Consider the following 19183-nt stretch of genomic DNA (forward strand, 5'->3'; position numbering starts at 1 on the left):
ACGCTGAGCTGGCGGGTTTTGGCATGAGTGGTGATGCCTACCACATGACCGCGCCTGATACTGACGGACCCCGTCGAAGCATGGTCAATGCCCTCCGCAATGCAGGGGTCAATGTGGATGAGGTGCAGTATCTGAATGCCCACGGAACATCCACTCCGCTGGGTGACAAGAATGAGACGGAGGCCATCAAGCTGGCTTTCGGGCTTGATGCTGCCAAGGGGCTCGTTGTCAATTCGACCAAGTCGATGACTGGTCATCTTCTCGGTGGCGCAGGTGGGCTGGAGTCCGTGCTCACGACGCTGGCGGTGTATCACCAGGTGTCGCCTCCGACCATCAACATTTTCGACCAGGATCCGGAATGTGATCTGGATTACTGCGCGAATGTTGCCCGTCCCATGAAGATTGATGTGGCCATGAAGAACAATTTTGGCTTTGGTGGCACCAACGGTACGCTGGTGTTCCGCAAAATCTGACAAGGTTGCCGCACGGTGGCCGTGCACACCTTGAACGTGATCGATCTCAGGCCGTCACGCTGTCTTCGCCTGCTGCTTGCAGGTGGGCATGCGCTGGCGGCTTTTTCGTGTCTGTATTTACCGGGGGAGTGGCTGCAGGGCTGCGGGCTGTTGGTGCTTGGCCTGTCGCTGGTGCATGCGCTGCGCGGGCCGCGTCGGGCGCCATCTCAGCTTGGACTGACACCGGACGGCGCCTTGCATTTCGTGCATGCGGTGCAGGAATATTTGCCCGCCCGCGTCTCGCCATCGACAGTGGTCAGCGCGGGTGCCATCTGGCTGGCGTGGGAGAAGAGCCCGGGTTGGTCTTCGGGGGCAATCCTGCTTTGCCGGGATCAGATGTCGGCGCGCGAGTGGCGCAGCTTGCAGGTGTGGCTTCGCCTGGGCGTGAGCTCCCAGGCGGCAGCGGATGCGGGTGGTCGGCTCAGTTCTTGAGTCTGGTGGGACGGATGACCGTGTCCCGGGCTTTGGCTTGCGTCTCCGGGTAGTCCTGACTGAAGTGCAGTCCGCGGCTTTCCTTCCGCTTGAGTGCGCTCCGAACGATGAGATCGGCTGTCACTACCAAATTCCGCAATTCGATCAAGTCGTTCGAAATGCGGAAGTGGCTGTAGAACTCATTGATTTCGCTGGCCAGAAGGCGAATGCGATGCTGAGCCCGTTGTAGGCGCTTGTTGGTGCGCACAATGCCTACGTAGTCCCACATGAAGCGGCGCAATTCGTCCCAGTTATGGGAGATCACGATGGCCTCGTCCGCGTCCGTTACGCGGCTTTCATCCCACTGGGGCAATTCGCCGGGGTGGGGGCGTGGATTTTTCAGGATGTCATCGGCCGCCGCTTCGCTGAAAACAAGGCATTCCAGGAGAGAATTGCTCGCCAGGCGGTTGGCACCGTGCAAACCGGTGCATGCCGACTCTCCGACCGCGTGCAGGCCGGCCACATCGGTGCGCGCATGCAGATCTGTGACGATCCCCCCGCAGGAGTAGTGGGCGGCGGGTACGACCGGGATGGGTTGGCGAGTGATGTCGATGCCCAGCTCCGCGCAGCGTGCGAGGATGTTGGGAAAGTGGGCCTCAAGGAAGTCGGCCGGCTTGTGGCTGATGTCAAGGAACACGCAGTCGAGGCCATGCTTCTTCATCTCGAAGTCGATGGCCCTGGCCACCACATCGCGGGGCGCGAGCTCCTCACGAGGGTCGTGTTCGGGCATGAAGCGTGAGCCATCGGGGCGGCGCAGCAGCCCGCCTTCACCGCGTACAGCTTCCGAGATCAGGAAAGACTTCGCCTGGGGGTGGTACAGACATGTGGGGTGAAACTGGATGAACTCCATGTTCGCCACGCTGCACCCGGCTCGCCAGGCCATGGCGACACCATCGCCGGTGGCGGTGTCGGGATTGGTGGTGTAGAGATACACCTTGCCGGTGCCGCCGGTTGCGAGCACGGTGTGGGGGGCTGAGAACGTGCGGACTTCATCGCCGGCAATGTCCAGCACATAAGCACCCAGGCAGCCGGTGCCCGGTCGGCCGATCTTGTCGCCGACGATGAGATCAACGGCAATGTGTTGCTCGAAGATGAATATGTTCGGGTGGGCCCGCACCTGCTCGGTGAGCGTGGCCTGCACGGCCGCCCCGGTGGCGTCGGCAACGTGGATGACCCGGCGCTGTCCGTGCCCGCCTTCCCGCGTGAGGTGGAAGCCGATCGGAGAGTGGCTGTCGGGCGTGAACGCCACGCCATGCTCGATCAACCAGCGGATCGCGCGGGGGCCGTTCTCGACCACAAAGCGGGTGGCCTTGTCCGAGCACAAGCCCGCTCCGGCCATGTGGGTGTCAGCGATATGGGCTTCAGTGCTGTCAGCCGGGTCGAGGACGGCGGCGATGCCACCCTGAGCCCACGCACTGGCACTGTCCTCCAGGGTTCGCTTGGTAATGAGGGCAACCTTGAGCTTGTCAGCGAGACGCAGCGCGAGAGACTGCCCGGCAAGGCCACTGCCCAGAATAAGGACATCGAAAGCGGTCACTTCGGGAATTGCCGCAGAGGGCGATATTACGGAGTGCCGACTATAACATGGGCGGTTAGTCACACTGAACGCCGAAGGCCTTGTGGGCAACTGAACTATAAGCTTGGTCCAGGGTCTAGCGATTACTTCGGTGAGAAATGGGGATGTCTCGCGGTATACTCGGCGGTCGGTGACCTTTCTGGTCACGACAACGAAGGATCACGTTCCCCGACCATGAGCGATCGCGAAATTGACCAGCTGTTGGTCGAGCGAGTGCAGCGCGGCGACAAGCAGGCCTTTGGCCTTCTGGTCTCCAAGTATCAGCGCAAGCTAGGCCGCCTGCTGTCGAGATTGATCCGGGATCCTGCCGAGGTGGAGGATGTTGCCCAAGAAACGTTCATCAAGGCTTACCGGGCCTTGCCTTCGTTTCGCGGGGACAGTGCTTTCTATACGTGGCTATACAGGATCGGAATCAATACTGCCAAGAACTACCTAGTATCCCAGGGGCGGAGGGCGCCCACATCCACGGATTTTGATTCCGAGGAGGCCGAGACCTTCGAAGAGGGAGATCAGCTTCGAGATATCAATACGCCTGAACGTCTTCTGATGACCAAGCAGATCGGTGATACGGTCAATGTGGCCATGGAGGCCCTTCCGGAGGAGCTTAGAACGGCAATCGTCCTGAGAGAGATCGAGGGGCTGAGCTACGAAGAGATCGCCTCAATCATGGAATGCCCGATCGGCACGGTGCGCTCACGGATTTTTCGTGCGCGTGAAGCAATTTCAGAAAAGCTCAAGCCGTTGCTCGACACGGCTCCGAACAAAAGGTGGTAAGAGGATGAAAGAGAAAGTTTCTGCACTGCTTGATGGTGCGCTCGACGAGGCGGCCTCTGTCCGGATGCTGGAGTCCCTCAAGCGGGATGCCGGCTTGAGGCGGGAATGGGAGCGCTACAGTCTTATCGGAGATGTGCTGCGGGACGAGCCAGTCCTGTCGGCTGACTTCACCAGCAGAATCATGCTGCAGCTGGAGGCCGAGCCTACCGTCCTGGCTCCGGCACGTGCTGAGCCGCGAACCGGCTGGGCCAGCCACCTCATGCCGATTGCGGCATCGGTGATGGGCGTTGCGGCGGTGGGGTGGGTTGCCATGACGTTGAACAATCCAAGCTCCCCTGCGGCTGCGCTGGCGGCACTCAAGAAGCCTCAGCCGGTTGTGGCTGTCGTGGATTCGGCAGCATCGGCACGCCTTGCGGCCGCCACCACCGAGCCTTCCGTGCGTGAGTACCTCATTGCCCATCAGGCCATGGCACCGTCCGCTGCGATGCCAGGTGTGGCCCTCTACGTGCGGTCGGTTTCCGACACGCGGGTGGCTGGCGAGTGATGACGCGCTTCCTGTGCTGTCTGGCGTTCGTATTCGCCGGTTGCGGTTCGGCGCTGGCTCAGGCGCCCAATGATCCGCTCAGTTGGCTGGGCAGGATCTCAAACGCTGCCCACAAGCTGAACTACACGGGTACCTTCACCTACCAAAGTGGCAAACATGTGGAGACTTCCCGTATCACCCATCTGGTGGATACGAGCGGCGAGTACGAAAAGCTTGAGGCTCTTGATGGAAGCCCCCGGGAGGTGGTCCGTAACAACGATGAAGTGCAGTGCTTCCTCCCAGAGCAGAAGCTCCTGATTGTCGACCAGTTCGGTGCCCGCCGCAGTTTCCCGGCGCGGCTGCCTCCGTCACCCAATGCGCTGGCCGAGAATTACCGCATCCGCAAAGGGGAGGTTTCCCGGATTGCCGGGATGGAGAGTCAGCAAATCATCCTTGAGCCACGGGACGAGATGCGGTTTGGCCATCATTTCTGGGCGGATGTGTCCTCGGGACTGTTGCTCCGGGCCCGTCTTGTTGGCGAGAGGGGCGATAGCATCGAACAGTTCGTGTTCACGGAGGTCCAGATTGGCGCGCCTTTTGACAAGGAGAAGGTGCGCCCCCGTTTCACCCGTTCCGCCGACTGGAAGGTGGTGAACGCCCGTGGTAACGATGTGCGTGTCGAGGACATCGGCTGGACTTTCCGGAACACCATTCCGGGTTTCCGGCAAGTCGTCTCCGTGGCGCGTCAGGCGCGCAAGGAGCGGGGGGAGGCCTATCACGTGGTGTTCTCGGATGGACTTGCTGCAATCTCGGTGTTCATTGAGCCGGAGTCTGGAAAGGGGGCTGCCCAGAGTGGTCTGAGTGCATCCGGCTCCTTCAACATCTTCCGCCGCAGCGTCGCGGATCATCGGATCACCGTGCTTGGTGAGGTTCCTGCCCAGGCCCTGGTGCGGATTGCGGACGGCGTGGAGATGCGGAAGCGGTGATGCGGGTGCAGGGTGTGGTCAGCCGGGTTGATGGCGAATGTGCCTGGGTGGTGGTTTCGGTTTCCGGCGGCTGCGGGCGTTGCCACGAGGCTGGGGGGTGTGGGGGCGTGAATATTGCCAGGCCCTTCGGCGGCGTGCAGCGCGAGTTGCGTTTGCTCAACGACATCGATGCGCTGCCGGGGGATCCGGTGAGCGTCGTGGTTGATGATGCGGTGCCGCTCAAGGCGGCGCTCCTGACCTACGGATTTCCCATTCTCGGCGTGCTTGCAGGCGCTTGGCTAGGCACAGCTCTGGCTGCAGGCAATGTCGATTTGTCGGCGGCGATTGGCGCAGGCGCTGGGGGGGCGGTGATGTATCTCGTTGGACGCGCCCGTGCGGGGCAGGCCGGAGTGATGCCCATGAAGCTTGAGCGGCCCCAGGGGGCAGGCGCTGGAGGCTGCGGGCGATGATCCGTTCGGTCTGCGCGCGGCTCTCCCGTGGCCTTGTTTTACTGTTTTGCCTCTTCGTGTGTGCACCACTGGCGGCAAGAGATCTTCCCGATTTTGCCGGATTGGCCGAGCGGCAGGGTTCGGTCGTGGTGAATATCAGTACGACTCAGGCGATTCGGCAGGTGCGTCCCGGCGTGCCGAGTCTGGATGAAGACGATCCCATGTTCGACTTTTTCCGGCGCCTCGTGCCTCGCCATCCCGGTTTGCAGCGCGGGCCAGAGCCCGACAACCGTTCCCTCGGTTCGGGGTTCATCGTCTCCGGTGACGGCTATGTGCTGACCAACGCACACGTTGTCGAAGGGGCTGAAGAAATCGTTGTGAAGCTGACCGACAAACGGGAGTTCCGTGCTCGGGTGATAGGGGCGGATGCTCGCACGGATCTGGCTTTGCTGAAGATTGATGCAAGCGGTCTGCCCCGGGTGAGCTTTGGCGACCCCTCGAAGCTGCGTGTCGGGGATTGGGTAGTGGCGATCGGCTCGCCGTTTGGTTTCGAGAATTCAGTGACTGCGGGCATTGTCAGTGCTAAAGGGCGCTCCCTGCCCCAGGAGAACTTCGTTCCTTTCATCCAGACTGATGTGGCCATCAATCCGGGCAACTCCGGAGGCCCGCTGTTCAACCTGAAGGGCGAGGTGGTCGGGATCAACTCCCAGATCTACAGCCGAACCGGGGGTTTCATGGGGCTCTCCTTCGCGATACCCATCGACGTGGCGATGGAAGTGCAGGAGCAGTTGCGGGCCAACGGCCGGGTTCACCGCGGGCGAATCGGTGTGGTGATCCAGGAAGTCTCCCGCGAGCTTGCCGACAGTTTCAAGCTCGTGAAGCCGGCCGGTGCGCTGGTTAGCTCGGTTGAGAAGGGTAGCCCGGCGGACAAGGCGGGCCTTGAACAGGGCGATATCGTGCTGAGTTTCGATGGCCGTCCGGTGGGGGAGTCTGCTGATCTGCCGCGGCTCGTCGGCGGCACCCGCCCGGGAAACCGGGTGCCTGTGCAGGTATGGCGGCGTGGTGGAACCCGGGTGCTGACGGTGGCTGTGGCCGAGATGGCCGAAGAGAAACCCCGCAAGCCCGTGGCCCGCGCCCCCCGGCCAGAGCCTGCCGCGCCCAACAAGCTGGGGATCGCCGTTGTCGAGCCTAGTGCCGAGCAGCGCCGGGATGGCCGTTTCGCGGCCGGGGGCGTGGTAGTGGATGCGCTGCGTAGCGCGTCGGCCCGGGCCGCAGAGCTGCAGTCCGGCGACGGCATTCTTGCCCTGATCAGCAAGGGTGTGCGCACCGAGATCCGCTCCGTGGAGCAGTTCAACCGCGCAGTGGCCGGGCTGGATGCGGGCCAGATCGTGACCCTGCTGGTTGCCCGCGGTGATGTTCAGACTTTCGTTCCGGTGCGATCCCTTGAGCGCTGACCGCGAACTCACCGTACTGAGTCGGGCGTGGTGTCATCTCTGCCACGATCTGCTTGATGCCCTCAAGCCCTTGCAGGATGAACTCGGTTTTAGGGTGAAGGTCTTGGATGTGGATGCCGATGATCTGCTTGAAGCCCGCTGGAGCGAGTGGGTGCCGGTGGTGCTCGATGGTGATACCGAGATCTGTCACCATTTCCTTGATGAGTCTGCCGTTCGTGCTCATTTCCGGCGTATCGGTTAGAATGCAAGTCTTTGCCAGGCAAACAAAATCTATCAGGGTGCCCTTCGGCACCCTTTTTCATGGCCCACATGCAACACATCAGAAACTTCTCGATCATTGCCCACATCGACCACGGTAAGTCCACCCTGGCCGACCGGATCATCCAGTTGTGCGGCGGCCTCTCTGCCCGTGAGATGGAAAGCCAGGTGCTGGACTCGATGGATATCGAGCGCGAGCGCGGCATCACCATCAAGGCCCAGACGGCGGCGTTGAGTTATCGTGCCCGGGATGGTCAGATCTACAACCTCAACCTCATCGATACCCCGGGGCACGTGGACTTCTCCTATGAAGTCTCCCGCTCCCTCGCCGCCTGTGAAGGGGGGCTGCTGGTGGTGGATGCCTCCCAGGGTGTCGAGGCCCAGACGGTGGCCAACTGCTACACGGCGCTGGAGCAAGGGGTTGAGGTCGTGCCGGTTCTCAACAAGATGGATTTGCCCCAGGCCAATCCGGACGGCGCCAAGCAGGAAATCGAGGATGTCATCGGTATCGATGCAACCGATGCGATTCCGTGCTCGGCCAAGACCGGGATGGGCGTCGAGGACATCCTCGAAGCGGTGATCGCGCGCATTCCTCCACCCAAGGGCGATCCTGCGGCGCCTCTCAAGGCCCTCATCATTGACTCCTGGTTCGACAACTATGTTGGGGTCGTGATGCTTGTGCGCGTGGTCGATGGCACGCTCAAGCCCAAGGACAAGATTCTCTTCATGTCCAATGGCAACCAGCATCTGTGCGAGCAGGTCGGTGTGTTCACCCCCAAGTCACAGTCGCGGGACAGTCTTTCCGCGGGGCAGGTGGGCTTCATCATCGCCGGCATCAAGGAGCTGAAATCCGCCAAGGTGGGCGATACCATCACCCTGGCGGGCAGACAGGCGACGGAGCCGCTGGCAGGCTTCAAGGAGATCAAGCCCCAGGTATTCGCGGGGCTGTATCCGGTGGAGTCCAACGAATACGACCAGCTTCGCGAATCCCTCGAAAAGCTGCGCCTCAACGACGCCTCCCTGCAGTTCGAGCCCGAGGTGTCCCAGGCCCTGGGTTTCGGCTTCCGCTGCGGCTTCCTCGGCTTGCTCCACATGGAGATCGTGCAGGAGCGCCTGGAGCGTGAGTTCGACATGAACCTCATCACCACGGCGCCCACCGTGGTCTATGAGGTGCTCATGAAGGACGGCACCGTGGAGCAGATCTCGAACCCCTCGCGCCTGCCGGATCTTTCCAAGGTGGAGGAGGTGCGGGAGCCGATCATCAAGGCGATCATCTTCCTGCCCCAAGAGTATGTCGGGTCGGTCATTACCCTCTGCAACCAGAAGCGTGGTGCCCAGGTGGACATGCTTTACCACGGCCGTCAGGTGCAGCTGATCTACGACATGCCCATGAATGAAGTCGTGATGGACTTCTTCGACAAGCTCAAGTCGGTGTCGCGTGGCTATGCTTCCCTTGACTACGAGTTCAAGGAATACCGCGCGGCCGATCTGGTCAAGCTCGATGTGCTGGTGTCAAGCGAGAAGGTCGATGCCTTGTCGATCATCGTGCACCGGGCCAACTCCCAGTACCGTGGTCGAGAGCTGGTTGCCAAGCTGCGTGAGCTGATTCCCCGCCAGATGTTCGATGTGGCCATCCAGGCGGCCATCGGCTCCAATATCGTGGCCCGCGAAACCATCAAGGCCCTGCGCAAGAACGTGCTGGCCAAGTGCTACGGCGGCGATATCACGCGGAAGAAGAAACTCCTCGAAAAGCAGAAGGAGGGCAAGAAGCGGATGAAGCAGGTGGGTAACGTGGAGATTCCGCAAGAGGCGTTCCTGGCCGTGCTGCGGGTCGATGAAGGTAAATAGGCCGGTGCATCCGGTAGCTGGAGTGCGTGCGTGAATTTTGCCCTGATTCTATTCGGCTTGTTGGTCCTGAGCGGTGCCCTGTGGGCCTTGGACCGATTTGTCGCGAGCAAACGGCGTTCAGTCGGAGCCAAGTCGCCCTGGTGGGTGGAGTACGGAGCCAGCTTTTTCCCCGTGATCCTGCTGGTCTTCTGCCTGCGGTCGTTCGTCGTCGAGCCCTTCAAGATTCCATCCGGCTCCATGATCCCCACCCTGCTGGTGGGTGATTTCATTCTGGTCAATAAATGGACTTACGGCGTGCGCCTGCCGGTCATCAACAAGAAGATCATAGAGGTCAATCAGCCCAAGCGCGGTGACGTGATGGTCTTCCGCTTTCCGGCCGACCCGTCCCTCGATTACATCAAGCGTGTAGTGGGGCTGCCCGGCGACAAGGTCGAGTACATCGATAAGAAGCTCACCATCAATGGTGTCGCCATGTCCCAGCGGGACGAGGGGGACTACCTTCACACGGACCGTCTCTACTATTCACCGCGGCGTTCCGAGAAGCTCGGTGAGGTCGAACACAGCATCATTGTGGAAAATGACGCGCCGGCCTTCGTTTCCCAGATCACCCAGTACGCCCACCGCGATAACTGCACCTATACTAGCCGTGGTGTCTCCTGCACGGTCCCGGACGGGCACTATTTCATGATGGGTGACAACCGGGATGGCAGCTTCGACAGCCGGGGTTGGGGATTTGTCCCCGAGCAGAATATCGTTGGCAAGGCTTTCTTCATCTGGTTCAATTTCAGTGATCTGAAACGTATCGGCAGCTTCCATTGATCATGACGCGAAAAAGTCAGTCGGGCCTCAGCCTCATCGGTGTGCTGTTTGTCGGCGCAGTGCTTGGTGCTCTTGTCATTTTGGGCCTGAAGCTGGTGCCGGTGATGACCGAGTATTACGGTGTCAAGCGCTCAATCAATGCGGTGGCCAGTGAAGCCGACCCCCAGAACGCGAGCGTGTCCCAGTTGCGCAGTGCGTTTGCCAAGCGTGCCACCGTGGATGACATCTCGAGCGTTGCAGCATCCGATCTGGACATCACCAAGGAAGATGGCCGGATCGTGATTTCCGTTGATTACTCCCGCAAGATTCCCCTGTTTTCCAACGTGAGTCTTGTCATCGATTTTTCGGCGACCACCGGGTCTTCCCGCTAAGTTGGCTGCGATGAAGCTGGAAGGATTGCAGCGGGCCATCGGTCATCGCTTTGCCCGCCTGGAGCTGCTTGAGCAGGCAGTCACCCACCGCAGTTTCGGGTCGCCCCACAACGAACGCCTGGAGTTTCTGGGGGATAGCGTCCTCAACTGCGTGACGGCCCTCGCCCTGTTCGGGCGCTTTGCCGAATTGCGCGAAGGGGATCTGTCCCGCCTGCGCGCCAATCTCGTACGCCAGGAGGCGCTGCACCGGCTTGCCGACAGCCTCAATCTGGGGGATTACCTGCGTCTGGGCGAAGGAGAGCTGAAAAGTGGCGGACACCGCCGGCCTTCCATCCTGGCCGATGCGCTGGAAGCCATTTTCGCTGCGGTGTACATCGATGCGGGCTTTGAGGCGGCGAAGGCCGTCATTGATCGCCTGTACGCCCCCTCCCTCGCAGCCCTTGATCCGGCCCGTGCCCTGAAGGATCCCAAGACGGCCCTGCAGGAGTGGCTGCAGGGCCGTCGCATGGCACTGCCCCGCTATTCCCTTGCCGATACCCGTGGCGAGGCCCATCAGCAGGAATTTGAGGTCGAGTGTGAAATCGCCGGCCTCGGCCTCAAGACCCGCGGCATCGGCGTAAGTCGCCGCGCTGCCGAACAGCAGTCCGCACAGCGGGCGCTGGAACTTCTCCCCAAGCAATGACCGAAACCGTATCTGCCGCTGATCACACCTTCCGCACCGGCTTTGTCGCCATCGTTGGCCGTCCCAATGTCGGCAAATCCACTTTGCTCAATCGCCTCATCGGCCAGAAGATCAGCATTGTCTCGCGCAAGGCACAGACCACCCGCCATCGGGTGACCGGAGTCCTCACCGAAGGGGCTTCCCAGTTCATCTTCGTCGATACGCCGGGTTTCCAGACCCGTCACAAGAACGCCCTCAATCGGGCCATGAACCGTACCGTGACCCAGGTGTTGGCCGATGTGGATCTGGTGCTCTTCGTCATCGAAAGCGGCCGTTTCGGGCCGGAGGACGAACAGGTGGTGAAGCTGTTGCCCGAGGGGGCGAAGGTGATCCTGGTGGTCAACAAGGTGGATCTCCTCGAGGACAAGGCGCGCATGCTGCCTTTCCTGCAGAAGATGAGTGTCGTCTATCCTTTCGCCGAGATCGTCCCGGTAAGCGCAGAAAAAGGCCGCAACACCGATCAGCTGATCAAGGCGGCCCAGCCTTATCTGCCCGAAGGGGATCCGATCTTTGATGCGGATGACATTACGGACCGGAGTGAGCGCTTCCTCGCGGCGGAGTTCCTGCGTGAGAAGCTGTTCCGCCAGCTGGGTGAAGAGCTGCCCTACGGCATGACCGTTGAAATCGAGAAATTCGAGGCCGAGCTCGGCCTGCGCCGAATTCATGCGGCCATCATTGTGGACAAGTCGGCTCACAAGGCCATGGTGATCGGCAAGGGGGGCGAGCGTCTCAAGCGCATTGGCACCGAAGCCCGTCTCGAAATGGAAAAGCTCTTCGACTCCAAGGTCTTCCTGGAGGTGTGGGTCAAGGTCAAGAGTGGTTGGGCCGACGACGAGCGTGCCCTCAAGAGCCTCGGTTACGAGTAAGCCCATCCGGAACTGCCCGCCGTGAGTGTCAGGCAGCGCATCGACCAGCAGCCCGGTTTCGTGCTGCACAGTTATCCCTACCGGGAAACCAGCCTGATCGTCGAGGTCTTCAGCCGCGACCACGGCCGCATCGGCCTGGTGGCCAAGGGTGCCCGGCGTCCCATGTCGCAGCTACGCGGCGTCCTCATGGCCTTCCAGCCCCTGCTCATCGACTGGAGTGGCGGTGGCGAGATGAAGACCCTGGTCCGCGCCGAATGGCAGGGCGGGCAACCGCTCCTGGGTGGTCAGGCCCTGCTGTGCGCCTATTACCTCAACGAACTCTTGCTGCGGCTGATGCCTCGGGAAGATGCCCATCCTGCCCTCTACCAGGCCTACGGTGAAGCCCTGCGGGCGCTGGCGGTGGGCGAACCCCAGGAGGTGGTGCTCCGGCGGTTTGAGTTGGCCTTGCTTCGGGAATTGGGTTACGGCCTTGAGCTGGAGTCCGATAGCGACGGTTTGCCCGTCCGGCCTGAGGAGCACTACGCCTATATAATCGAGTGCGGTGCCGTACACCTGGATGAACACCGGATCGACGACCCGATAGGCGTGCGTGGCAAGACGCTCATCGACATGGCGCACCAGGACTTCCGCGATCCCGAAACCCTCGCCCAGAGCAAGGCCTTGATGCGCAGACTCATCCAGCATTACCTCGGCGGGCAGGTGCTTCAGTCCCGCCGCGTATTCACCGAACTGTTTGCCTATCCCGGAGACCCCTCTTGATCGAACTCGGCGTCAATATCGACCACGTGGCCACCCTGCGTCAGGCTCGCCGCACCTGGGAGCCTGATCCGTGCTGGGCGGCGGTGGAGGCCCATCTCGGCGGTGCGGACGGCATCACCGTGCACCTGCGCGAGGATCGCCGTCACATCCAGGACGCGGATGTACGCAAGCTCGGTGAGCTCACCCAGATCAAGCTCAACCTCGAGATGGCGGCGACGGATGAGATGGTCGGTATTGCCTGCGGATTGAAGCCGCAGATGGCCATGTTCGTGCCCGAGGGGCGGCATGAGGTGACCACGGAGGGCGGCCTCGACATCGTTTCCCAGGAGTCCCGCCTCAAGGACGCCGTGGCGCGCCTGGCAGAGCAGGGCATCATGGTCAGCGTCTTTATCGATGCCGAGATTGCCCAGGTGGAGGCGGCAGCACGCATTGGTGCCAAGGTGTGCGAGATTCATACCGGCCCCTATGCGCACGTCTTCCACGGCGCAGGGCGGGACGCGGAGAGCCCGGCGGTGCTGGCCGAGATCGACAAGATCCGCCAGGCGGGGGCGGCGATACGGCAGCTCGGGTTGCGCTTCAATGCCGGGCATGCCCTCAACTACTACAACGTCCAGCCCATCGCCCGTCTGCCGGGGATTCGTGAACTGCACATCGGGCACGCCATCGTCAGTCGCTCGGTGTTCACCGGCCTGCGGGAGGCCGTTCGTGAGATGAAACGCCTCATGCGGGAAGCTGCCGAGCGCGGCGAGCAGGCGTGATCCACGGGGTCGGCACCGACATCGTGCGGGTGGCCCGCATGGAGGATGCGCTGACCCGCCACGGCCTGCGTTTTGCGGAGCGTATTCTGGATGCTTCCGAACGCGCCGCCTTCCAGGCCGCACCCGCGCCGGCCCGCTTCCTGGCCAAGCGTTTTGCGGCCAAGGAGGCTTTCGGCAAGGCGCTCGGTACCGGCGTCGCAGTGCCGGCCACGCTGCATGCCCTGCGGGTCGGCCACGATGCTCTTGGCAAACCCCACTTCGAATATTCGCCGGGCCTTGCCGACTACATGGCGGAGCGGGGTCTCAGTGCCCATCTCAGCCTGTCCGACGAGGCCGACTATGTTGTCGCCTTTGCCGTCATAGAAAGACCATGAAGTCCTCTCCTGCCCTTCCAGGCCCCGTCATGCTCGACGTGGCTGCCCATGAGATCACTGCCGAAGAGCGGGAGATCCTGCAGCATCCCCTTGTCGGTGGCGTCATCCTGTTTGCCCGCAACTATGCCGAGCCGGCGCAGTTGCGTGCCCTCACCGGGGCGATCCGCGCCGCGCGGCCGGAGCTGGTGATCTCCGTCGATCACGAAGGGGGGCGCGTGCAGCGTTTCCGTGAGGGCTTCACCCGGCTGCCGGCGATGCGTCGCCTCGGCGAGGCCTGGGCTGCCGATCCGGCAGTTGGCAGAGCTTGTGCCCGCCAGGCCGGCTTTGTGCTTGCGGCGGAGCTGCGGGCCCATGGTGTGGATCTGAGTTATGCGCCGGTGCTCGACCTGGATTACGGCGTCAGCAGCGTGATCGGCGACCGTGCCTTCCATCGGGATCCGCAGGTTACCGTCGAGCTGGCCGGCGAGGTCGTGGCCGGGCTGGCGGACGCCGGCCTGAGGGCGGTGGGCAAGCATTTTCCCGGGCATGGAGCCGTCGAGGCGGACTCTCATGTGGCGATTCCGGTGGATGGGCGCAGCTTCGAGGTGGTATGGGCCGAGGACATCGTGCCTTTCCGCCTGCTCTCCACCCAGCTCGGCGGCGTCATGCCGGCCCACGTGATCTTCGAAAACATCGACGCCCGCCCGGCGGGCTTTTCCCGCTTCTGGCTGCAGGACATCCTGCGCGGCAGGCTCGGCTTCCAGGGCGTGATCTTCAGCGACGATCTGACCATGGAGGGTGCCAGCGTGGCCGGCGGCATCGTCGCCCGGGCAGAGGCGGCCCACTCGGCGGGCTGCGACATGGTGCTGGTGTGCAATCGTCCGGACATGGCCGTAGACCTGCTCGACAACTGGCATCCCCAGGCCCACGCGGGCAGCCGCGAGCGCATCGTGGCCCTGCGCCCCAGGCCAGGCACGGCGCCGGCCGATCCTGGCACCCTGGCCGGCTGGGCGCCTTACTGTGAGGCCCGCGACGGCGTGCTGGCCCTCGCCTGAGCCGGAGCTTGCTGCCGTGGCCTTTGATGCCAAAGCCTTTCTGCGCACCCTCACCGAGGAGCCTGGCGTCTATCGCATGATTGGGGCCGACGAGGCCGTGCTCTACGTGGGTAAGGCGAAGAACCTCAAGCGCCGGGTGTCGTCCTATTTTCAGCGCACCCAGCTCAGCCCGCGCATCGCCATCATGGTGGGGCAGGTGGCCCGCGTCGACATCACTGCCACCCGTTCGGAGGCCGAGGCCCTGATCCTCGAGAACAACCTCATCAAGAGCCTCGGGCCCAAATACAACATCCTGTTCCGGGACGACAAGTCCTACCCCTACATCGCCCTGTCGGGGGGCGACTTTCCGCAGATCTACTATCACCGGGGCGGTTTCCGCAAAGGGGTGCGCTATTTCGGGCCCTTTCCCAATAGCTGGGCGGTGCGTGAAAGCCTGCACCTGATGCAGAAGATCTTTCGCCTGCGCACCTGCGAGGACAGCACGTTCAGCAACCGCTCACGGCCATGTCTATTGCATCAGATCCAGCGCTGCACGGGGCCCTGCGTCGGGTTGATCGACAAGGATGCCTACGCCGCCGATGTGCAACTGGCCAGCCTGTTCCTCAACGGACGTCATGGGGACGTGGTGAATGATCTGTCCAGGCGCATGCAGGAGGCCTCCGATGCACTGGCCTTCGAGAAGGCGGTTGTCTATCGCGACCAGATCCGCAATCTGCAGGCCGTGCTTCACAAGCAGTTTGTCGAAAGCGCCAAGGACGAGGACGTGGATGTGCTGGCTGCGGTTGAGCGGGGTGGCACGGTGTGCGTCAACCTGGCGATGATCCGTGGCGGGCGCCATCTTGGCGACCGGCCCCTGTTTCCCAGCAATGCTCAGGGCTGCGCGTCGCTCGATGCGCTGGCGGCCTTCGTCGAGCAGCACTATCTGGATCAGCCTCTGCCGGGCAAGATCCTGGTCAATGTCGATCCGGCGACCATCAAGGAAGCCCTCGATGAGGTGATCGACGGCAAGGTGGGCGTTACGGTGGCACGCTACGAGAACGAGCGGGCGTGGATGAGCATGGCCGAGAACAACGCCAGCCTGGCCCTGATGGTGAGGGAGCAGGAGTCCAGCCGGGGAGAGCAGCGTCTCGAGGCCCTGCGTGACGCACTCGGCCTGGCCGATACGCCCGGCCGTATCGAGTGCTTCGACATTTCCCATACCATGGGCGAGTCCACCGTGGCCTCGTGCGTGGTGTGGGATAGTAAGGCCATGAAGAAGTCCGAGTATCGGCGTTACAACATCGCAGGCATCACCGCCGGCGACGATTACGCGGCCATGCGGCAGGCCCTGACCCGGCGCTACGAGAAGGTGGCCGCCGGGGAAGGCGTTCGCCCCGACTTGATACTCATTGACGGTGGCAAGGGGCAGATGGGGGTGGCCCGGGAGGTTCTGGCTGAACTGGGCCTGGAGAGCATCACCATGTTCGGAGTGGCCAAGGGCGAGAGCCGAAAGCCGGGGCTGGAAGAGCTGGTCTTCCCGGACGGGCGCGAGCCGGTGCATCTGCGCCCCGATGCCCCGGCCCTGCACCTGATCCAGGAGATCCGTGACGAGGCACACCGCTTCGCGATCACCGGACACCGCGCCCGACGGGCCAAGACCCGCAATACCTCGCGTCTGGAAGACATTGCCGGAGTGGGGCCGACACGGCGGAAAAAGCTGCTGGCAGCGTTCGGTGGCATGGATGGTGTGCGAAACGCCACGATTGAGGATCTGTGTCGTGTGGAAGGCATCAACCGGCACCTTGCCGAACAGATATACAATGCGCTGCGATAGCCTGCAAACGCCGACATGCTTTTCAACATCCCCAACTCCCTGACCTGGGCGCGCATCGCCCTGATCCCCTTTTTCGTCGGCATCTACTATCTTCCGGACTCCGCCATTTCAGCGGAAGACAAGAATCTGGTGGCTACGCTGACCTTCATTGCAGCCGCGGTGACGGACTGGTTCGACGGCTATCTGGCGCGCACCCTGGGCCAGACATCTGCCTTTGGCGCCTTCCTTGATCCGGTGGCGGACAAGCTGATGGTGGCTGCCGCTTTGATCGTGCTGGTGCACCTGGGGCGGGTGGATTCCCTGATCGCGCTGGTCATCATCGGCCGCGAGATCACCATCTCAGCCTTGCGCGAGTGGATGGCCAAAGTCGGCGCTGCCGGCAGTGTGGCGGTGGCTTTCGTGGGCAAGCTCAAGACGGCTGCCCAGATGTCGGCGATCCCCCTCCTGCTCTATCAGGCCCCGGTGCTTGGTTTTGACGGGATGGCCCTGGGGACCGTGCTGATTTATGTGGCGGCAGTCCTGACCCTGTGGTCCATGGGTTACTACATGCGCTGTGCCTGGCCCGAGCTGATGAGGCGCAGTCGCTGAATCCTGCATTCCAGGTTTGACATCGAAAAAATTTTGCCTATAATGGCGGTCTGTCGAGCGGCAGTAGCTCAGTTGGTAGAGCGCAACCTTGCCAAGGTTGAGGTCGAGAGTTCGAGACTCTTCTGCCGCTCCAGAGATTCCCGGGGAAGCCTTGCTTCCCCGTTTGATTCACGGCGCGATAGCAAAGCGGTTATGCACCGGATTGCAAATCCGTGTAGGTCGGTTCGACTCCGGCTCGCGCCTCCAGGTATAGAACAAGGCGGCAGTAGCTCAGTTGGTAGAGCGCAACCTTGCCAAGGTTGAGGTCGAGAGTTCGAGACTCTTCTGCCGCTCCAGCATGTAACGGGGAAAACGATGATGCGTTTTCCCCGTTTTGTTTTGTTCCGTTCTTCTCTCTTTTCGTGTTTCCGGTCGCGCTGTCCTTGGCGCGTGTAGCGCGGCTGACAAGCTCTTGTCGTCAGGATGTCACGGTGCTGACGCACGATTGAACATGTCGGCGGCGCTATCGACCCACTCCGGGTCGGGCCGACGGGAGACCAGGATGAAGCAAGTTCTCGATACCCTCGCCAGAAAGCTGTGCCACTTTGCCTTTGGGCCGGAGGTGAGCGCATTTCTGATGGATGGCCAGTGGCGGGCACCCCTGTTTGTTCCCGATGCTTTCGACGTGGCTGAAAAGGGCGTCCAGGATCTGCCCGAGATGGCGTCCAGTCCGCGGGAGTTTCTCCGCTGCTGAAGGGCGCGCGGGTTAGGGCTGCAGTCGGCCCCTGAGCGTCGTCTCGCACCTGCTCACCTGTCGCGGGTTGTGATGGCGGCGGGCTCCTTCTAGTACAATTCAAAGGTTTACGTTGGTCTTGCCGCGTTGTGGCCCGGTTCCGCATGGGATCGGGCCTTCAGGCCTTTGGGCCTTTGCGCGGTTCCGGCATTTCCGCCGGGCTGGCAGGGTTGAAAGGTCTGGATTGAGCAGCACGGAATTTTCGGTATTGATGGCGACGTACGGGCGTGATGATGCAGTGCATCTTGAACAGGCACTCGCAAGTCTGCTGGAGCAGAGCCTCCCCGCGTCGGAAGTGGTGCTGGTTGAGGATGGGCCGATTGGGGATGCCTCGCGGAGCGTTATCGAGCGGCATCGCGCCAGGCTCAACATCCAGTCAGTCGTGATGCCCCGCAATGTCGGCCTGGCCACGGCGCTCAACGCCGGACTGCAGCACTGCCGCCATGAGATCGTCTTCCGTTTCGACAGCGATGACGTGGCGCTTCCGCAACGTTTCGCCAGTCAGATGTCGGCCTTTGAGACCGTCCCGCAGGTAGACGTGATGGGAAGCTACGCACAGGAAATGGACAGCGCCGGGACGCCGGGCCGGCTCCGTTCAATGCCCGTCTCCCACGACGAGATTCTCGCCACGCTGTGGGCCTGCCCCCTCATTCATCCCACGGTGGCCTACCGGCGCAGCCGTATCCTCGCCATCGGCGGATATCGCACTGATTTGCGGCGGAGTGAGGACTACGATCTGTGGTTTCGCTGCGCAAAAGCCGGGATGCGTTTTGCCAACCTCCCGGAAGCCCTGATTCTCCATCGTTTTGATGAAACCAGTCATTTGCGCCACGCCTTCCGGGATGCCCTGGAGCGGGCCATGAGTGGCTATCGCGGAGCGAGCCTGCTGGGTATGCCCCTATGGACGCGTCTGGCCTGCTTCGTACCGCTCCTGCGTGCCGCGCTTCCGCTGCCCTTGCGGCACAGGGCGTACCGCATCCTGTCCAGCTTTGATCCCCGGCGCCGGGGGCCGGACACCTAGCCGACGTTCAGTGCATGTCGTCCTTGTCCGGTGGCACCGGCAGGACGGGAATGCCTTCCTCGATCAGTTCGATGACCTCCTTGCGGTCCGCCTTGCCCCGGATGGCCCGCTCCTCGCTGTCCCCGTAGTGGATGCGGCGGGCTTCCTCCGCGAAACGTTCGCCCACGTCCTCGGACTTTTCTGCCGCGCTGCGCAGGGCATCGATCAAGCGAGTGGCGATGGTTTGGGGACTGGGTGCGGTGGATGCGGCAGGCGCCGAATGGGAGGAGGTCTGGACATAGGGTGCCGAGGGCAGGCGCCTCACTTCCTGGCTTCCGCAGTGGGGGCAGCTCACCAGACCGGCCGCGAGCTGGTTTTCAAAGGCCTCGCCTGAGGCAAACCAGGCTTCGAAGTGGTGCTCCCGGTCACAGCACAGGTCGAGGACGATCATGGTTGGGCGACTCCATGGGGTTCATTG

Annotated in this window: 22 protein-coding genes, 3 tRNA genes and 1 pseudogene; 24 read left to right on the forward strand and 2 right to left on the reverse strand. The window is 62.3% G+C overall.

Going from position 1 to position 19183, the window contains the following annotated elements; all coding sequences use genetic code 11:
• Window positions 1–473, forward strand: a pseudogene (locus tag J0L98_RS10905) (beta-ketoacyl-ACP synthase II); the annotation flags it as partial.
• A gap of 21 nt (window positions 474–494) precedes the next feature.
• Window positions 495–944 (forward strand): protein YgfX, encoded by a 450-nt coding sequence (locus J0L98_RS10910; protein WP_296411828.1) that lies wholly within the window; start codon window positions 495–497, stop codon window positions 942–944.
• Here the strand turns inward: J0L98_RS10910 and nadB are convergent.
• Complete coding sequence (nadB, locus tag J0L98_RS10915) at window positions 934–2520, reverse strand: L-aspartate oxidase (protein ID WP_296411829.1); 1587 nt, start codon at window positions 2518–2520, stop codon at window positions 934–936. The two genes, J0L98_RS10910 and nadB, sit on opposite strands and share 11 nt — an antisense overlap.
• Before the next feature lie 213 nt (window positions 2521–2733).
• Between nadB and rpoE the strand changes: the two genes are divergently transcribed.
• From rpoE to J0L98_RS11025, 22 genes are all read left to right on the forward strand, one after another.
• The gene (rpoE, locus tag J0L98_RS10920) at window positions 2734–3333 is read left to right on the forward strand and encodes an RNA polymerase sigma factor RpoE (protein WP_296405511.1); all 600 of its coding nucleotides are present in this window, start codon (window positions 2734–2736) and stop codon (window positions 3331–3333) included.
• 4 nt (window positions 3334–3337) lie between these two features.
• A complete protein-coding gene (locus J0L98_RS10925) occupies window positions 3338–3877 on the forward strand; it encodes a sigma-E factor negative regulatory protein (protein WP_296411830.1) in 540 nt (179 codons plus the stop codon).
• Complete coding sequence (locus J0L98_RS10930; protein ID WP_296411831.1) at window positions 3877–4842, forward strand: MucB/RseB C-terminal domain-containing protein; 966 nt, start codon at window positions 3877–3879, stop codon at window positions 4840–4842. Before J0L98_RS10925 ends, J0L98_RS10930 begins: the two co-directional genes overlap by 1 nt.
• A complete protein-coding gene (locus J0L98_RS10935) occupies window positions 4842–5291 on the forward strand; it encodes a SoxR reducing system RseC family protein (protein WP_296411832.1) in 450 nt (149 codons plus the stop codon). The genes J0L98_RS10930 and J0L98_RS10935 overlap by 1 nt, the downstream gene beginning before the upstream one ends.
• The gene (locus J0L98_RS10940; protein WP_296411833.1) at window positions 5288–6724 is read left to right on the forward strand and encodes a Do family serine endopeptidase; all 1437 of its coding nucleotides are present in this window, start codon (window positions 5288–5290) and stop codon (window positions 6722–6724) included. Before J0L98_RS10935 ends, J0L98_RS10940 begins: the two co-directional genes overlap by 4 nt.
• Window positions 6714–6965, forward strand: a complete 252-nt coding sequence (locus J0L98_RS10945; RefSeq protein ID WP_296405500.1) for a glutaredoxin family protein — start codon at window positions 6714–6716, stop codon at window positions 6963–6965. Before J0L98_RS10940 ends, J0L98_RS10945 begins: the two co-directional genes overlap by 11 nt.
• A gap of 68 nt (window positions 6966–7033) precedes the next feature.
• Entirely contained in the window at window positions 7034–8830 is a 1797-nt protein-coding gene (gene lepA / locus J0L98_RS10950; protein ID WP_296411834.1) for a translation elongation factor 4, read from the forward strand.
• A gap of 30 nt (window positions 8831–8860) precedes the next feature.
• The gene (gene lepB, locus J0L98_RS10955) at window positions 8861–9649 is read left to right on the forward strand and encodes a signal peptidase I (RefSeq protein WP_296405495.1); all 789 of its coding nucleotides are present in this window, start codon (window positions 8861–8863) and stop codon (window positions 9647–9649) included.
• A 2-nt stretch (window positions 9650–9651) separates the two neighbouring features.
• Entirely contained in the window at window positions 9652–10020 is a 369-nt protein-coding gene (locus J0L98_RS10960; RefSeq protein WP_296411835.1) for a DUF4845 domain-containing protein, read from the forward strand.
• A 10-nt stretch (window positions 10021–10030) separates the two neighbouring features.
• Window positions 10031–10702: a ribonuclease III gene (gene rnc, locus J0L98_RS10965; protein WP_296411836.1), complete on the forward strand. Its 672-nt coding sequence runs from the start codon at window positions 10031–10033 to the stop codon at window positions 10700–10702.
• Window positions 10699–11607: a GTPase Era gene (gene era / locus J0L98_RS10970; RefSeq protein ID WP_296411837.1), complete on the forward strand. Its 909-nt coding sequence runs from the start codon at window positions 10699–10701 to the stop codon at window positions 11605–11607. Before rnc ends, era begins: the two co-directional genes overlap by 4 nt.
• Window positions 11608–11628: 21 nt before the next feature.
• Window positions 11629–12366 (forward strand): DNA repair protein RecO, encoded by a 738-nt coding sequence (gene recO / locus J0L98_RS10975; RefSeq protein ID WP_296411838.1) that lies wholly within the window; start codon window positions 11629–11631, stop codon window positions 12364–12366.
• Window positions 12363–13124: a pyridoxine 5'-phosphate synthase gene (locus J0L98_RS10980; protein ID WP_296411839.1), complete on the forward strand. Its 762-nt coding sequence runs from the start codon at window positions 12363–12365 to the stop codon at window positions 13122–13124. The genes recO and J0L98_RS10980 overlap by 4 nt, the downstream gene beginning before the upstream one ends.
• Window positions 13121–13498, forward strand: a complete 378-nt coding sequence (gene acpS, locus J0L98_RS10985) for a holo-ACP synthase (protein ID WP_296411840.1) — start codon at window positions 13121–13123, stop codon at window positions 13496–13498. Before J0L98_RS10980 ends, acpS begins: the two co-directional genes overlap by 4 nt.
• Window positions 13495–14532 carry a beta-N-acetylhexosaminidase gene (gene nagZ / locus J0L98_RS10990; RefSeq protein ID WP_296411841.1) on the forward strand — a complete coding sequence of 346 codons (1038 nt, stop codon included), beginning with the start codon at window positions 13495–13497 and terminating at the stop codon, window positions 14530–14532. Before acpS ends, nagZ begins: the two co-directional genes overlap by 4 nt.
• 16 nt (window positions 14533–14548) lie before the next feature.
• A complete protein-coding gene (gene uvrC / locus J0L98_RS10995) occupies window positions 14549–16345 on the forward strand; it encodes an excinuclease ABC subunit UvrC (RefSeq protein WP_296411842.1) in 1797 nt (598 codons plus the stop codon).
• 15 nt (window positions 16346–16360) lie between these two features.
• On the forward strand, window positions 16361–16933 hold the full coding sequence (gene pgsA, locus J0L98_RS11000; RefSeq protein WP_296411843.1) for a CDP-diacylglycerol--glycerol-3-phosphate 3-phosphatidyltransferase: 573 nt from the start codon (window positions 16361–16363) through the stop codon (window positions 16931–16933).
• A 57-nt stretch (window positions 16934–16990) separates the two neighbouring features.
• Window positions 16991–17066 (forward strand) — tRNA-Gly (locus J0L98_RS11005).
• A 39-nt stretch (window positions 17067–17105) separates the two neighbouring features.
• Window positions 17106–17179: transfer RNA gene (locus J0L98_RS11010), tRNA-Cys, on the forward strand.
• 13 nt (window positions 17180–17192) lie between these two features.
• Window positions 17193–17268: transfer RNA gene (locus J0L98_RS11015), tRNA-Gly, on the forward strand.
• Between the two features lie 206 nt (window positions 17269–17474).
• On the forward strand, window positions 17475–17666 hold the full coding sequence (locus tag J0L98_RS11020) for a hypothetical protein (protein WP_296411844.1): 192 nt from the start codon (window positions 17475–17477) through the stop codon (window positions 17664–17666).
• A 223-nt stretch (window positions 17667–17889) separates the two neighbouring features.
• Complete coding sequence (locus tag J0L98_RS11025; protein ID WP_296411845.1) at window positions 17890–18726, forward strand: glycosyltransferase; 837 nt, start codon at window positions 17890–17892, stop codon at window positions 18724–18726.
• 7 nt (window positions 18727–18733) lie between these two features.
• On the opposite strand, the gene J0L98_RS11030 is transcribed toward J0L98_RS11025, so the two are convergent.
• A complete protein-coding gene (locus J0L98_RS11030; protein ID WP_296411846.1) occupies window positions 18734–19156 on the reverse strand; it encodes a DUF1178 family protein in 423 nt (140 codons plus the stop codon).
• Window positions 19157–19183 lie beyond the last annotated feature (27 nt).

The organism is Zoogloea sp. (assembly GCF_017302315.1).
In the GTDB taxonomy this organism is placed as follows: Bacteria; Pseudomonadota; Gammaproteobacteria; order Burkholderiales; family Rhodocyclaceae; genus Zoogloea.